The organism is Paenibacillus massiliensis subsp. panacisoli DSM 21345 (assembly GCF_000426545.1).
GTDB classification, from domain to species: Bacteria; Bacillota; Bacilli; order Paenibacillales; family Paenibacillaceae; genus Paenibacillus; species Paenibacillus panacisoli.
Window position 1 is genome coordinate 68222 of sequence record NZ_KE384536.1, and the last position, 16712, is coordinate 84933.

13 protein-coding genes are annotated in these 16712 nt (G+C 48.8%); 5 read left to right on the forward strand and 8 right to left on the reverse strand.

Translation table 11 applies throughout. The features are described from left to right. Positions 1-476: 476 nt before the first annotated feature. From K331_RS0127435 to pyk, 4 genes are all read right to left on the reverse strand, one after another. Entirely contained in the window at positions 477-1565 is a 1089-nt protein-coding gene (locus tag K331_RS0127435) for a mechanosensitive ion channel family protein (RefSeq protein ID WP_036636088.1), read from the reverse strand. 209 nt (positions 1566-1774) lie between these two features. Further along, complete coding sequence (locus tag K331_RS0127440) at positions 1775-2326, reverse strand: putative periplasmic lipoprotein (RefSeq protein WP_028592800.1); 552 nt, start codon at positions 2324-2326, stop codon at positions 1775-1777. A 130-nt stretch (positions 2327-2456) separates the two neighbouring features. Beyond that, positions 2457-3032, reverse strand: coding sequence for an N-acetylmuramoyl-L-alanine amidase family protein (locus tag K331_RS0127445; RefSeq protein WP_028592801.1), 576 nt, complete (start codon positions 3030-3032; stop codon positions 2457-2459). Positions 3033-3193: 161 nt separating this feature from the next. After that, entirely contained in the window at positions 3194-4609 is a 1416-nt protein-coding gene (gene pyk, locus K331_RS0127450) for a pyruvate kinase (protein ID WP_018886959.1), read from the reverse strand. Positions 4610-4941: 332 nt separating this feature from the next. Here pyk and K331_RS0127455 point away from each other — a divergent pair, with 332 nt between their 5' ends. Beyond that, the gene (locus tag K331_RS0127455) at positions 4942-5775 is read left to right on the forward strand and encodes a helix-turn-helix transcriptional regulator (RefSeq protein WP_028592802.1); all 834 of its coding nucleotides are present in this window, start codon (positions 4942-4944) and stop codon (positions 5773-5775) included. Between the two features lie 141 nt (positions 5776-5916). Here the strand turns inward: K331_RS0127455 and melA are convergent, their stop codons facing one another. From melA to K331_RS0127470, 3 genes are all read right to left on the reverse strand, one after another. Beyond that, entirely contained in the window at positions 5917-7422 is a 1506-nt protein-coding gene (gene melA, locus K331_RS0127460) for an alpha-glucosidase/alpha-galactosidase (protein WP_028592803.1), read from the reverse strand. Between the two features lie 140 nt (positions 7423-7562). Continuing rightward, positions 7563-8690 (reverse strand): AraC family transcriptional regulator, encoded by a 1128-nt coding sequence (locus K331_RS0127465; protein WP_028592804.1) that lies wholly within the window; start codon positions 8688-8690, stop codon positions 7563-7565. A gap of 203 nt (positions 8691-8893) precedes the next feature. Then, entirely contained in the window at positions 8894-10183 is a 1290-nt protein-coding gene (locus K331_RS0127470; RefSeq protein WP_028592805.1) for a Gfo/Idh/MocA family protein, read from the reverse strand. Between the two features lie 217 nt (positions 10184-10400). Between K331_RS0127470 and K331_RS0127475 the strand changes: the two genes are divergently transcribed. The 4 genes from K331_RS0127475 to K331_RS0127490 all read left to right on the forward strand — a co-directional run bounded on the left by K331_RS0127475 (position 10401) and on the right by K331_RS0127490 (position 13351). Beyond that, complete coding sequence (locus K331_RS0127475; RefSeq protein ID WP_028592806.1) at positions 10401-11225, forward strand: helix-turn-helix transcriptional regulator; 825 nt, start codon at positions 10401-10403, stop codon at positions 11223-11225. 210 nt (positions 11226-11435) lie between these two features. Further along, on the forward strand, positions 11436-12251 hold the full coding sequence (locus K331_RS31285) for a hypothetical protein (protein ID WP_226383713.1): 816 nt from the start codon (positions 11436-11438) through the stop codon (positions 12249-12251). A 12-nt stretch (positions 12252-12263) separates the two neighbouring features. Then, positions 12264-12932 (forward strand): hypothetical protein, encoded by a 669-nt coding sequence (locus K331_RS0127485; protein WP_028592807.1) that lies wholly within the window; start codon positions 12264-12266, stop codon positions 12930-12932. Positions 12933-13018: 86 nt separating this feature from the next. Continuing rightward, positions 13019-13351, forward strand: coding sequence for a DUF3139 domain-containing protein (locus tag K331_RS0127490; RefSeq protein WP_028592808.1), 333 nt, complete (start codon positions 13019-13021; stop codon positions 13349-13351). 183 nt (positions 13352-13534) lie between these two features. Here K331_RS0127490 and K331_RS0127495 read toward each other — a convergent pair whose 3' ends face one another. Further along, entirely contained in the window at positions 13535-16573 is a 3039-nt protein-coding gene (locus tag K331_RS0127495) for a glycoside hydrolase family 2 TIM barrel-domain containing protein (protein ID WP_028592809.1), read from the reverse strand. Between the last annotated feature and the right edge of the window lie 139 nt (positions 16574-16712).

The window sequence follows — 16712 nt, forward strand, 5'->3', positions numbered from 1 at the left end:
CACCTATCTTAATGAGGATTTCTCAGTCGCTAAGGGTTACAAATCATTTAAGAATCAGACAACCTGGCAGTAGCATAAGGATAACCTAAAACGGCCGAGGTGAAGAATGGATCAAAATTTCAAGATATACGTGATCACTTCCTCCGATATCAAACGCTTCATTATCATGGAGATGGTGATTGGGTCGATCACTTATACTGTCGCTATGCATTTTCTCCACAACGCCATCCTGGCTGGTATCGGAAGCTGGGCTGGAACAGAGGGCATCAAAAAATTAAGAATTCTAATGCCGCTCTGAATACAACTACAAACAACAGCCTATATGGGGCGCAAAGGCCGCTTACACACAAGCGGTCTTTTGCAATGTTCTGTTTTCCGAGCAGCGGTAGCTTTCCAAGCTCACAGCACTCTCATAGCATACTCATTGTACCTCACATCGTACCTCATTAGAAGTATCATGACAACCTCACATCGGATTACTCAGCCGAGTACCTCTGATGTAGTGGCGATGCTGCCTCCTCGACATACAGCCTTCTGGATGGATAAGCAAGTCGCACCCCCTCCTCCTCCAGAATCTGCAGGATCATGAAATTCATCTCTTGCCGGACAGCCAGATGCTCTGCCCACACAGTCGATTTCGTGAAAAAGTACAGCAAAATTCCCAGACTACTCTCCTGAAAATCGGTGAAACGCACCATGATCATCGCCGGGTCAATCTTCTCATCGGTTCGAAGCGCCTGGTCGATTCGTGTCACAGCACGCTCTAAAGCCTTGCGATCCGTATCGAGGGCAACTCCTAACGTAAAAGTAATACGCCGCTTCCCCATTCGACTCCAATTCGTGATCGGCTGATCCGCCAGGGTAGCGTTGGGCACGGTTACGACGGAATCTGCGAAGGTACGTATCTTGGAGCTGCGGAAGGTAATATCCTCGACAACTCCCTCAATACTGGGTGTCATAATCCAATCCCCTTTGGAAAAGGGCTTCTCCAAAATAATAACTACGCCCGCCAGCATATTGCCCAGAGTCTCCTTAGCTGCGAGCGCTACGGCCAGACTGCCCAGCCCCATGCCTGCTACGAGGCCATTGATACTGAAGCCCCATTCGGCCCCGATGGCCGTGACCATCAGTACAATGACAACAAAACGTAGCAGCTTGGATAAGAAGGGAATCAGCATGCTGCTCTCATCGATGCCAACTCTTCGGCTAATCCCTTCCAACAGTGCGGAGGAGGAGGCCGTCATATTGTAGATTCCCCACCCAACCAGGAAGATGCCAATACTTCGACTAACCCGGTTCAGTCCCCACATCCAGCCCCAATCGGCGGGTACAAAATAACGAATCGCAAGGTACACTCCAATTAGTACGAAGAGATTACGCAAGGGCTTCTCAAAGGCCTCAGCCCACTTGAGGATTCCACCATTCGTATTCAGTCGACGTCGCAGCAGAGAAAACAGATAGCTCGTAAAGAGCTTCCGAAATAATAGAAATAACAACAGGATGCCTACCGATACTCCCGCATCGATCCATCTGATCTCGTCAAAAAAGTGAAATATAGTATTCATGATAATCAGCAACCCCCGCCTTCAAAAAAAATAAAGGGTCAGTGTATCATATCATCACAGCACTTGTCGAATAAGACAAAGAGCATGCATCCGGGACCGAGCTTTAACTAGATCCACCTTGACGGATCTACCTTAGCCGGACTACCCATTGCTATGCTCTGAGCGTAATGACCCACAGGGGGCTCCATTTAAGCTAATTATATTTTAGTCTAATTGGTTAGTAGTCCATCAAACTGCCAGGCTCCGCCCCCTGACCGAACGAACTGAAAGTTAAGTGCCGCATTTCCCTCTGAACCCTCAGTTGTAGACACTCTTGCCATAAACAGTACCGCATGACTCTCATCCGTCTGTTCGAAGCCACGGAATTCCAGCTCAGCCAAGCCAAGACCGCTCAGAAGTGCAACTTCAGTTGGAGCTTCGGCTTGCTCATTACGAACAATAAGCATATTCTTATCTTGAGATACCTCTACATTGCTAGAGGATACAGAAGCGATATAATCATAGTCCTTATCATCCATTGCGGTGATCAGCCGGAAGGTCATATTCAGTGTCTCTCTGAGGACACCATCAACAGCTTTGTCAGCTTCCTTGCTCTGCTCCAGCTGCTCCTGCAGCTTGGCATTATCCTGTTGGAGCTGCTCCAGAGCGGCTGTATCAGTACCCTCTGCTGGCTGGCTACCAGTCGACTCAGACGAAGGCCCCGCATTACTGCATGCAGACAACAACACGACTAAAAATAGCATAATAAGATTTTTCTTCATTATATACCTCCTTTTTCTAGGGATATTTTAACATACGAGCATAACAAAAAGGATTAAGAACTCGTAAGTTCTTAATCCTTTCTATTTTGTCCCTCCGCTACGTTTGTTCCGACTGCTTCAAAGCTGTGGTCTATTCAATAGGTGGCAGCGTATTAACGAAGCTTCTGATACCGCTCGCAATCGCCTGTGCACACTTCTGCTTGTTCGCTACCAATGTGCTGCGATCAGATGCGGCATCAATGAACAGCAGCTCTGGCAGAATCGCCCAAGCCTTGGTGTTCTTAGGATCAATGACATAGATATTAGTGCCGTTACGCCCGCTAGGTGCCTTCTTCACCCCACGGTTAGCCTTACCCAGAGAGCCTACCAGAGCATTATTCACATATCTCGCCAGCGATGCTGTGTTACTGCTTGCGTTATCGTGAATCCATGTCTCGAATCCTGTACCACCGCCCGCATTCACATGGAGACTCACGAAGATCGACGCCCCAAAATCATTAGAAGCCTTGGAGCGAGCGGCTAGCTGCGGGAAAGTATCCGTCGTACGGCTCATTTGTACCGTAGCACGCGATTTTTCAAGCTCTGTTTTCAGAAACTTTCCGACTTCCAGTACGATATCTGCTTCCTCATAACCCCCACCGACTGCACCTGGATCAGAACCTCCGTGACCTGGATCAATAAAAATTTTGTACCCTTTGAGTGGCATAAGACCAACACCCTTTCCTATATAAGTGAAGTGGATGACCCCTTCACTTATATAGGAAATATTGGTGCATGCTTTACAACCTGTGCAGCGAATAAATACAAAAAGGACCACACCTAGTGCGGTCCTTACTGCTAATGACATCTTTAATAAGTAAAGATCAGCTATACCTTCAATACCTTGATCAGGTTCGTATTTCCTGTCTGACCAATGGGTACACCTGCGGACAGGACAATCGTATCTCCCTGCTGGATATAGCCAGTCTTAATGGCATTCCGGGTGGAGGATTCGAACATCTCATCCGTCGTCGCTACCTTGTCGCCCTTTACCGGAATTACACCGGAGAGGAGACAGATTTTGGCCAGCACTTCTTCATGCTGAGTAACTGCGATAATCGGAGCTTCTGGGCGGTATTTGGATACCATACGCGCAGTGAAGCCACTCTCTGTAGAAGTGATAATCGCCTTGGCGTTCAGCTCAAGCGAAGCACTCACTGTACTTTGACTGATAATCTGCGTAATATCTGTAGCCTGCTGAGCACGCTTCTTGTCGAACTGCTCACGATAGTCAATGATAGACTCTGCTTTTCTCGCAATGCTTGCCATCGTCTTCACGGACGGGATTGGATATTTACCCGCTGCGGATTCGCCAGACAGCATCACGACATCGGCCCCCTGTACAACTGCGTTGAATACGTCACTGACTTCAGCGCGTGTAGGACGCGGGTTCACCTGCATCGACTCCAGCATGTGTGTAGCTACGATAACCGGCTTGCCTGCCAGATTGCATTTGTCGATCATTTCCTTCTGCATCATAGGTACTTCTTCAATCGGCACCTCTACCCCGAGGTCACCACGGGCAACCATGATGCCGTCCGAAGCTTCGATAATCGCATCCAGATTTCTCATGCCCTCTTCATTCTCAATCTTGGAGATGATCTGTACATGACCCGCATTATGCTTCTCCAGAATGGCACGAATCTCACGGATATCCTCTGCTTTTCTTACGAAGGATGCTGCAATAATCTCGACCTTATTCTCGATGCCGAACTGAATATGCATGACATCACGCTCTGTCACCCCTGGTAGAGAGGTAGCAATGCCTGGCAGGTTAACGCCCTTACGCGGCTTCAGGTTAGCTCCGCTAACGATGTTACAGCGGATCTCCGTGCCTTCAACAGCTTGTACTGTCAAATCTACCAGACCATCGTCGATCAGGATGCGGTCTCCAGCCTTCACGTCCTTCGTCAGATCAGGATAGTTCACGGAGATGCGATCAGAATCACCCAGAATCTCCTCTGTCGTCAGCGTCACTTCATTTCCGGTCTTCAGCTCACAAGAGGCTTCCTTAAGCTTACCGATCCGAACCTCGGGTCCCTTGATATCCATCATAATAGGTACAAAAGTATTCAGCTCTGCGGCGGCCTGACGGACACTCTCCATCCGCTTGACATGCTCGTCCAGCTCCCCGTGAGCCATATTTAAACGGGCCACAGTCATCCCCGCCTGTATCATTTCTTTCAGTACGGGTACTGTGTCACTTGCCGGACCAATTGTACAAATAATTTTTGTTTTTTGCATGGATGCAAATCCTCCTTGATCACATTTTGCAATCTTTTGATCTCAATCGCTTCCGCTCCAGAGAACAAATATGATACAGACGTAGGTAATTACTACGCCTGATCTATTGCTTGTGGAGATCGCGCTTGGATGTGTGCAAAATGCTCTGATTATTTGTCGCTTCTTGTCTATTGTAGCCTTACTCGTGTATGGAAACTATGAAATATAGTACAGCTTTTGAACTATAGTACAGTATACTGGAACAGTAGTAGCCATGTTCTATAATAGCCTGATTAACATCCATGAATGATCTTCACGCAACATCGTTCACCGAGAGGAGGATGAGGGACGAAATGCTTGAATTAACAGCGGTTAGACAGGACCACGGCACCGAATGGTATGAATCCGCGCCCAAAGGGAGTGAGCTATGCCAACTGGTCGTCCTGACATTTGGAAAATGTGTATATTGGGTGAAGGATCAGAAATATATTCTCGATAAGGGTGACATTTTATACATTCCTACAGGTGTATCTTATTATGGCAAAAGTATCCCTACCTTGTTCCACACCAAGTATGTCGTATTATGGAAGCCTCTTCTGCATACAACCTTCATAGAAAGGGAAGAGGAGAGTAAGGGAATGACACGGGTGGATGCCTTAACCTTGCCTCTGTTACTACTGCCATCTCCACTTCATCTCAAGCCCGGATGCTACGATCTGATCCATGAGCGAATCAAGCTTGCGCAGCAGCATTGGTCGGATCGGCCACCCTATTATCGGATTATGGCGGCAACGTTATGTATGGAGGCCCTCATTCATTTGAATATGGAGTGGGATCGCGGTGAAGTGACGCCAGAGCACCATCGCCATGTAGACCGTATGAAGGAATACATTCAGATTCACTATCGCAAGAGAATTACCAAGGATGAGCTTGGGGACGTCATTCAAAAATCTCCTGGCTATGCGGCTACCTTGCTGCGGCGAGTAACGGGCCGAACCATCAGTGAGCATGTCCATAGTCAACGGATCAAGACAGCCACCTATATGTTGACCGAATCGAGACTGAGCATCGCGGAGATCGCCGAATATGTGGGTTATAGTGATGTCTCTTATTTTTACCGGATATTCAAGCGGCATATGGGACATCCCCCATCCGAGATTCTTCACCAGCGCTCCAATGTTCAGTGACAGACTATAGGCTATAAAAAAAACAGATCGCAGTACCTAACGTACCTTGATCTGTTATCTCATTCATCGGCATTCAAGTAGCTCTATTGAGAGTTGGCTTGACCACACCGTATAAGAGGTGGCTCAATTCCATAAAATCGTTTATTGTTCTACCTTCTCACGATCCTTGCCTTTATCCGACTCTCCTGCATTCTTGCTGGCGGCCTCACGATCCTGCTGCATCTCCTCTACTGTCTTCACCTTGAGGCGGGCAGCACCATTATAATTCTTTGTCGAGATGAGATTCCCCGCCGCCAGCCGTTGCTCTGCCGCAGCAATAGCTTCACTATACTGCGGTAGCCATTGAGCCTGGGCAACGAGCATCTCATCAACCATCTGCCAGATTTCCTTAGGGTTACACACCGCTCCTACGAGCGGGTCCATCATAAAGGCCTGACGCAGCAATTGATCATCCCCACGTACAGCCGCTTCTACGGCCAGACGTTGAACCGAAATGCTCACATTGCACACAGCGGCTGGGCCCAGTGGCAATTCCCCTACATATGGCATGGATATACCATTGCGATCTACATATCCAGGTGCCTCGATAATAGCATCATCAGGCAGGTTAGTGATGATCCCGTTGTTAATCGTGTTGAAATGACCGCGATACACCCGTCCCGTTTCCAGCCCTTCGATAATATAGGAGCCATGCTCCTGACCTCGCTTTTCTGGAAGGAATCGCATTGGCTCCTCCTTCATCCAGTTCGGGAAATCCGTCTCGAACCAGTTGCGTCCTTCGGTGCATACCCGCAGGTATCCTCCCGTCTCCCCATTAATCCAGCTGCCCAGATCGATCCAATCCTGTATCTCTTCCGGACGTTTACGGTACCAAGGTACGTATTCACTCAGATGACCGTTAGATTCGGTACTGTAATAACCGAAGCGGCGCAGCATGTCAATACGCACTTTCTCTGTACGACTGAATTCCGGGTGTCGCTCGAACGCCCCCAGCAATCCGGCGGTTAGATCCTTGCCCTCATGCGAGGCCTTGATATACCACGTCTGATGGTTAATGCCTGCGCAGACAATATTTACGTCATCCATCTCCAGACCATATACCTCCGCAATCTGGCGGTGTCCATGCTGAACGCCGTGACATAGACCAATCGTGCGCACGCCACCGTACTTATTGCACGCCCATGTCAGCATCGCCATCGGATTCGCGTAGTTAAGTAACAACACATCCGGTGCACTCAGCTCGCGTATGTCCTTGCAGATGTTCAGCATCTCGGCGATACCGCGCTGACCATACATGATACCGCCAGCACACAGCGTATCCCCAACACATTGATCGACTCCATATTTCAGCGGGATATCCACATCGGTTGCAAAAGCTTCCAGTCCGCCCACACGAATGGTACAAAATACATACTTCGCATCCTTCAGTGCTTCTCGTCGATCCGTCGTCGCTTGAATCACAATATTCAGGCCATTCTCATGAATGTCTCGCTGGCATAACTCTGTCACCATGTCCAGATTTTTCTGGTGAATGTCGCAGAACGCCACCTCAACATTGCTGAATTCCGGCACAGATAACAGATCCCGCAGCAGCCCTCTCGTGAATCCGACGCTGCCAGCCCCAATAAAAGCCACCTTAAAAGACATGTCTAATATCCTCCCGCATCCGAAGACTGTGCCTCGGCTAATGATGTGTCGCTTATGGAGACATTGTAGCAACAACCGCGGGAGAGTCGTTATCAAAATCATGACCTATTCAAGTATATAATGTCAAAAATCCTAACTTCCTACTCAGGATACTGTCTGACCTGCCGCTCCATAGAAGTGCGATATTCCACAGGAGCAAGCCCCGTATACTTTTTGAATAGCATATGAAAATACTGCCGACTGCCCACGCCCACGTAATCAGAGATATCTGAGACCTGAATGTCGGTTTGCTGCAGCAGCATTTTCGCTTTTTCCATGCGTAGAGTCGTCAGATAATTCGTGGGTGTTAGACCTGTATGTTTACGAAAAATACGATGTAAATACCCTGGATGCAAATTGACAGCAGAGGCGATGTCCTTCATCTGAATGCTGCGGTCCATATTTTGATGCATGAACTCCACGCACCGTTTGACATACGATTCAGTCTGGTCTAGCGTGCTCCTACTCTGTTCGATATACAGGCGGGCGACTCTCACCAGCAACTGGATGAACAATGTACGAACCAATGTACCCTGCTCGGGCAACTGCAGATTACGAGCCTCTCGTGGGCGAACCCGTTCCCCCTGATCCAGAACGCGAGGTATAATGGGCACTGCATCGGCAGGCTTGGAGGTGAGCATTGTATCAGAATAAGGACTAGCGAAAGGACTGGGTACCCGATCAGACAGGAGACTCGGCTCGTCACTACCCACGGAGCTGGCTGCGGAACGGAATCTCGCCTCAGCAATCAGCCCCCGTTGATCCAACTCCAGCACGAGACTCTTCAAAATGTGGTACACCTCCTCAGGGTCGGACAGCACTACATACGGTGCCGCGCTGTTCAGCAATTCCTCCACTTCTTCCTCCTCAAGTGCGAGCTGACGAATGGACGGCTTGTCTGGTGATACCTTCGCAAAGCCAAATTCCACATTGAGCATCCGGCAGGGAACACCATCCTCAACCAGCAGACGATGCGGTACGCCTGCATCCAGAAGGATGAATTGTCCCTTTTTCAACACGGCCTGCTCCACTATTCCATTCTCCATCTTCACGTCTACCCTGCACGTACCAGAGATGATGTACATGATTTCGGTAGAGTCATGTTCATGGTAGGACATACGGTAGTTGCTCCACTGCTTGTAATAATAGGCGTAGAATCGTGGGCCATAGTCCTCTCTGCGTAAATCATTCTGGAATAGACTTCCCGTCCTTCTGTCCTGGTGATTCACAGGTGTCCCTCCCTTCATATCCCTTCATTTAGCCTAGCCTACAATATTCTTGCATCCTATATCCGAACTTTACTTTAACTTTTATTCTGGATCAAGAATCGGTCCGCGACGGAACCTCAAGCTACACTATAAAAATATCGACAGCAAAAGAGCCCGCTATAGCGGACTCCCTGTTGGCTATCAAATAAAGTGTTCTCTTCTCGTCATGACCAGCGAATCAGATCATCCACCTGTACTGGCTGTCCTGTACGGATCGAGCGATTGGCCGCGATCCCTGTTAGTATGGACCAAGCCCCATCCTGATGAGAGGCGGCCCGCTGGAAGCGATCCTCCAGTGGCTCTCCGAAGATATCCTGCAGCAGCAATGGGTCGCCGCCGCCGTGTCCTCCAGCTTGCTCCACAATCTCCACATCATACGGCTCGGCATCAATCGGATAGACACGAATGTGCTTGGACTTCAAGGCTCCTTCGTCCGCCTTCTCCCCGCCAGAGTTCACATACGATTTCTCCGTGATCCGCACCTCGATGCGTCCCTTCGTGCCGTTAAATACGATAATGAAGCCTTCCCACGGCATATAGGCATTTAATGTGTAGTTCATAACAGCCTTGTTCCGGTATTTCACCATGACATGCATGCTGTCTTCAATGCTGATATTATCGCCAAATACACTCTGATCACGCAGATAGCCATCCTCGTGCTCCGCATCCAGGTACATTTGCTTCAATCGCTCGTTCCGATCCAGATGCAGTGCGAACGGGTCATTCTCTGCAGCCTTACTACCATAAGCCCGGCTATAGAACTCAGTCACGCCCCGCTTCTCAGCATTCTCCTTGCCATAGAAACGCAGGTCGCCTTGGGCGTACACGGTCGCAGGCTTGGAACCGAGCCAGAAGTTCATCAGGTCGAAATGATGCGTAGACTTGTGGACGAGCAATCCACCGCTATTGCGCTTGTCACGATGCCATCTGCGGAAGTAGTCCGCCCCATGCTCCGTATTCAGCAGCCACTCAAAGTTCACCGAGATGACCTCGCCGATCACATCATCCATAATCAGCTCACGAATCTTCGTATTATGCGGAGCATAGCGATAATTGAAGGTCACGCGTAGCTTGCGCCCTGTGCGCTCCACGGCATCCAGAATGGCCTGACACTTCTCCTCATCCACCGTCATCGGCTTCTCGGAGATCACGTCGCAGCCCAGCTCCATCGCACGAATAATGTAGTCATGATGTGTTCGGTCCACTGTCGTTACCAGCACGACATCTGGCTTCACCTCCGCAATCATGCGTTCGAACTCATGTGCCTTATAGGTAGGCACTGTATGGTATTGATATTTATCCGCCAGCAAATGGTTCGCAAAATCCATGCGTGTCTGATTCACATCACAAAGCGCCACGAGCTCGGAGGTCTCTTGAAAGGTCGTAACCAATTCACCATAAAAAAACTCCGCTCTTCCACCGGTTCCTACAATCGCATAGCTCTTCTTCGTCAAGATCATCACAGCTCCTCTGATTGGGCTGACAGGCTGCCCTGTCCAGCTGACATTGATTAACTTGACTCCATTTTATAGTATAAGAAATATCATTTTCTAAGCATTTATTAGCCCTTTGAGCTATAATTATGCATATCTTAACCAATCAACACGCCCAAATGATAGCGCTTAATATTTTACTTTTTGCCAAGCTCATTCGTTAACGAGAGGAGCCTTTATGCATACCGACTATCTATTTGAAATTGAGCAGGTCAGGCGTACAGAGCAGTTCGATATGATGACTGACCATTTCCATGATTCGTACGAGATTTACTATTTGCTGGACGGTGAGCGATATTATTATATTCATAACCGCCTATATGCCTTGCAGGCCGGCGATCTGATTGTCATTAATAAAAACGAACTTCATCGCACCACGAACAAAGGACCGGCGGGACACGAGCGTATACTGATCAACTTCGATGACCGTTTCATACGTAAGGCACTGGATATCCATCAGGATAGCCAGCCACTGCTCCCGAACCAGAACTTCCTTCTCCGCCCCGATTCGAGAGAACAGGAGGCCATCCGGGAGATGATGTCAGCCATGCTGCGGGAGCAAGTGCAGGAGCTTTCCTTCAAGCTGCTCTGTCAGCAGTCTCTTCTTGTCCAGCTTCTGATACTGATTCGGCGCATTCAGGCTGCGGGTCACTCGCCGATCATCCCCGAACGAAGCGAGAAGCAAGAGCGTGTGTACGAGATTATCGAGCATTTAAATCAGGAATACACCCGCCGCCTGACACTCGAAGACATTGCGGATGTCTTTTACATCAGTAGTCCGTACCTCTGTCGAATCTTCAAGGAGACCACCGGGTTCACGGTCATTGAGTATTTGAATTATGTCCGCATTCGCCAGGCACAGGAGTTGCTGCGTGAGACCAGCTGGCGAGTAACCCGCATCGCTGAGAGCACAGGCTTCGACAGCATCGCCCATTTCGGAAGAGTGTTCAAGCAAATGACCAATCGTACGCCGTTGCAATACCGCAAGCAATACCAGATTTAGTGCGAAAGGGTTGCTCCAGTGTAGAAATCACCGCTTACCGCTTACAGGTCCCCCTACACAATTGTGCAGGGACAATCAGGCGCTTCCCAGGCATTTACAAGCCTTTCTACCCATATGAAGGAGGATACATATTCTGTAAAATAGTTTAGATGAGCATAGCAGTTCAATACCATTTTTGTACAGCATGAGAAGCGAAAGGTTGTGTAAGCCGTGAATATTGATAATCCTCCCGTTCGGACGTACTCCTGGGTGCGCCGGTTGCTGGAATATCTCATCGCCTTCACTTTGCTTTTGATCCCGGCAGGAGCAACCTTCCTGTCATCCTGGTCTATGCCAGCGGAGTATACGCAGCCCTCTCCCTCCATCCCCGTCTCTGAGGTCGGCGTGCAGGGAAGTGTTCACTTTGCAGTCGTCGAGGGCGGATATACCGACAGTCTCATCGAGCGCTTGTTTGTGTATATGAATTACGATGGCGATTATCGCGATATTGCCTTTGAAGAAGTAGAAGCAGAGAGCTCCGAGGAGTATGCCGACGAATATCTGGAGACCGAAACCATGACATATACGCTGGAGCAGGCTGTCCATGCAGCTGCGGAACTAAATGAAAACGAAGCTACCTATGAGCATGAGACTGATCCCGAGGTGGAAGCGCAAAGGCTGAGTGAGCTAATGGAGCAGTTGGAGGGCTTCTATGGCAACTCGCTGGGCCTGATGGTGGCCGTAGGCTTGTATGAGGAAGAGAATGATATCGACTTTTCCAAGGGGGGCACCCTTAAAATCTCGGGTACGGGTACCATGGAGGAGGATGGCTGGGTCGGTTCTATAGGAGGCCTGGAACAGAAGCTAATTGCCGCTGAAACTGAAGACGTGGACATCTTCTTCGTCCCTGCTGATTATGAATGGTGGGGTGAGGACAGTAACGAAGCTGAAGCGGAACGGGTTAAGAAGGAACGGAATTTGCAATTCAAGATCGTCCCGGTGGAATCCTTATATGAAGCCATCGATTATTTATTGTATGAGACATAGGAGGGCATCAGCTTGAGACAGGACATCAGCTTTCCGTCGCGAATGATCGGCGGCATCCATCAGAAACTACTCCTTGTGGCTGTGATTATCAGCCTTATCATGGTGGGCATGAACGTAGTGTATGCCTTTAATTACGATTGGTACTACGATGAGGTATACAAGTGGGATGAAGCGGCGATCGTCTTCCAGCAGGTGCTTAACTTCATTCTCATCATCACCTACCTGATCTGGCTTACCCGAGTTCATCAGGCCATGAAGCTCAAATTCAGGTACTATCCTATTACTCCCATCATGGGCCTCGTGCGAATGATTCCATTCATTCATCTATGGGGAATTATTGATACCTACATGCGTCTGTCCCTCTTCTTCCGTAAAATTCCGCAGCTGGAGAAGCGGGGAAGACTGGTTAAGGCAACGTTGATCATGATGTTCAGCCTGTTGCTGATCGTATCTTTTCTTAACTTCTTCGTGACGGCACACGACCCCGATGATATATGGATGCCGATTAGTTATATGGCGGATGCCCTCTTAGTGATCTCATATTATGTGATGACTAGATTGGTCAGCTCTGCTCTGTCCTTGCTGTTCGTCATCCCTGAGAGCGAGGAATTCGACTATAACCCGGCTTATGAGGCTGCTTTGGCATATAACCAGCAGCAGTATGTACAGGAGAAGCATTGAGTAGCAGTGGGTGCGAGCACCCATAGTAAGTCTGATAAAGATCTGCAATTACATTCCCTGAAATTTATTTCAGAGAGGATAATTTTATGAAACGAAAGCATTGGATAGGGTTAGTTGCTTCAGTACTCGTTCTAATTTTAACAATTGGGATCATTAACAAGGCGATTATTAATCATACTCAAAACAAAGTACTAGACTACCTTACAGAGGTTAAAAAATACAAAATGACTGAAATATCCTCAATTGAAACCTCTATAAGTAAGGCGCCATTGGTTGGCTCAGAAGTTATATTTAAAGATGAGACGAATGCCAGATATTTTTATAAGGTAGCAGATGGTATAGTTGTTCAGTATGGACAAGCTCCTGTTCATGGAGTCGATGATGGGAAATATACCTACAAGCACAAAGAGAATAAATAGAATAATCACAGTATTACGGATGTGGATAGGATGTACGACAAGGTATTCGTATAAGAAAAAAAGCTGTGCCTTCAGGATTCATCTTCCTGGCTGGCACAGCTTTTTCGGTCTTAACTTACGGGGGAACTCATTAAATGCACAGGCGCCTTATCCCGAGGAAATTTTCGGGAATCTCCTGCTGTATTAGACACGCTTAATATAGAATTCATACTCCAGCGATTGGTCGGACTTGATCCGATATTCATCATGCACTGGTGCACCCCAGCTATCGTCGCCGCCTACACCCATCTGTCTGGCAGCCACAGTGACCACTGTATAGTGAACAGGAGGCAGCTCATACAGGTGTGCAGCACTTTCCAGCTCGAACGCAGTATAAGGGGAGATGTTGCACTCTACAGGAGCGCTTGATGGAGCCTGAATACGCAGGCCACGACCCAGATCATCCGTTACATCGACTCTGCGAACTCCTGTACGGTTACCGGATTCCTGTGGTACTACATAACCAGACACATTGTCCGCTGCCTCATTACTGAACACACCCAGTCTTGCTCCAAAAGCACGATCTGTATAGTTCTCATCAGGTCCCATAGCATACCAGTTCAGATGATGATACTCTGCTGGCACCTTGAAGGACAAGCCGAAGATTGGAAGGTCTGCAAGGCCTGCAACCCCGTCATACTTGGAATTCACTTTGATGCTGCCATCGCCATATACCGTGTAAGCTACGGTAACCTGTACATCCTCGTGAATGTTCAGACGATAGCTGAATGTTACAGTCACAGCTCCTTCAGCCTGAGTCAGCTCGACTGCTGTACATTTGCGTGTCAGACTCGCCGCGAACCAGCCACCTGCCTCGAAGCCCCAAGCCGCTCCACGGTCGTTGTCTGTCGTCGCACGCCAGAAGAGCGGTGCCGGAGGAACGGAGATGAATTCGCGTCCTTCATAACGCAGTGAGGTCAGGCTACCTGCTCCCTTGGAGAACATGATGCTGAAGCCTTTGCCGTGCACGCCAATGTTCACGTCGCCTTCTACTACACGAAGCGCACCTGCTGGTACAGCCGTTTGTGACTGAACTTCCACCTGGAAGATATGCTGTCCGAACGCTACTTCATGTCCAGCAGCAGCCCACAGCGTGGATTCCTTCAGAACGAGAGCCGTATGGATCACGTATTCGCCAGACTCTTCATCCACAGCTGGAAGCTCATAGGAGACGCGTCCTTCACTTTGTGCTGCAACGTCCACCGCTGTCCGACCAGTGAATACCTCAGCACCTTCCTTGAACAACGTGTACACCAGTTCATAATCCTGCGTGCCTTCGAACAGGTTCTCGTTCACGATTGTTACCCCGGTGCGATCTGGTTGAAGCTTGATGTTCTGATAAAGGAACTTAACCTCCTGCATCTTCGGAGATTCTGTACGATCCGCGTACACAATACCATCTGTACAGAAGCCATAGTCAGTCGGACGATCATCATAGTCACCGCCGTAAGCAAGGTACTCCTCGCCATAACGATTCTTCTTCATGACAGCCTGGTCAATATAATCCCAGATGAAGCCACCTTGGTAGAGCTCGTATTTGTTCTCAAGCTCGGTGTATTTATGCATTCCGCCAACCGAGTTCCCCATGGCATGCATGTACTCGCAGCTAATATAAGGCTTTTGCGGGTCATTGTTCAGGTATTCCTCAATATCCGTTACCTTCGCATACATGCGGCTCTCCATATCACTGCTGGCATCGTAGTCCCGGTTGTGGAATACGCCTTCATAATGCACTAGACGACTTGGATCGGCTGTACGGAAATAATTAGCTACATTCAGAATAACCTCACCAGCGTAGGATTCATTACCACAGGACCAGATCAGGATGGACGGATGATTTTTGTCGCGCTCCACCATGGATATAGCCCGATCCATAACAATACCCTGCCATTCTGGCAGATTGCCTGGAATGTTCCAGGAAGGCTCTACTGCGCCTAGCTTCTGCCAGGAGCCGTGTGTCTCCAGGTTCATCTCGTCAATCACGTATACTCCATACTCATCGCACAGCTCGTACCAGAGCGTCTGGTTCGGATAATGGGAGGTACGGACCGCATTCATATTGTTCTTCTTAAGTGTCTTGATATCCCATAGCATATCCTCAGCCGTAATGGTACGCCCAGTACGACAATTGAATTCATGGCGGTTCACACCCTTGAATACGATTCGTTTGCCGTTAATGCACATAACCTTATTAATCATTTCGAATCTGCGGAAGCCGACGCGCTGCGGAATGACTTCCATCAGGTCGCCTTGGTTGTTGTAGACCTCGATGTACAAGGTATAGAGATAAGGATTCTCTGCGCTCCACTTGGATACTTGATCCAGCTCCGTGCTCAACGTGAGCTTACCATCTGCGAAGCTTCCTTCCAGCTTGGCTACACTGTCACCGTCTGCGTTCTGTACATCCACGACAGCCTTACCTTGCTGCTCTGCTGACTCCAGACGCAGGCTCAACTCCAGCAGACCTTGCACATAAGCATCATCCAAGCTAGCCTTCACAGCTACATCTCTCACATGCACTGCTGGAACGCTATACAGATATACATCTCTGAAAATACCGGAGAAGCGCCAGAAATCCTGATCCTCCAGCCATGCACCTGTGCTGCGTTGGTAGACTTCTACTGCCAGCTTGTTCTCTCCCGCTTGCAGATATGGAGTCAGATCGAAGTCGGATGGAGTGAAGCTATCCTCGCCATAGCCGACGAATTGTCCGTTAAGCCATACATAGAAGGCCGTCTCCACACCTTGGAAGGAAATATAGACAGGTCCGGGCTGCAGGGATGTAGGAACCTCAAAATAAGTGATATAGCTGCCTACTGGATTATAATCTGTCGTAATCTCTGGTGGACGCACATCGCTTAGACCGTCCCATGGGTACATCGTATTCACATATTGCATCTGGCCGTAGCCTTGCGTCTGAATATGTCCTGGCACCTGAATGTCTCCCCAGCCACCGCAATCAAACTCTGGTGTATAGAAGCTCTCAGGGCGACTGCCAGGATTCACCGCATAGTTGAATTTCCAATTACCATTCAAGCTGTGACGCCAGCTCATGTCACCGCGCTTCTTGGCCTCAGCCAACGTCTTGTAATAACGATGGTCGGAATAGGCCGACAAGCGATTCACTGCAAATACACTAGTATCCGTAAGCCAGCTCAAGCTAGGTGTTGTTGATGATTTCATAAGCACATGATCCTCCCGATTCTACTTGAATTAACGTTTTAGTTGCCTGGACATAGTCAAAGACCTGGCAAACAAGTCCTGTCACGCAAAGCCCTCATTCCAGAGCCATATCATGCCAAGACCTGTCAGCCAAGTCTCT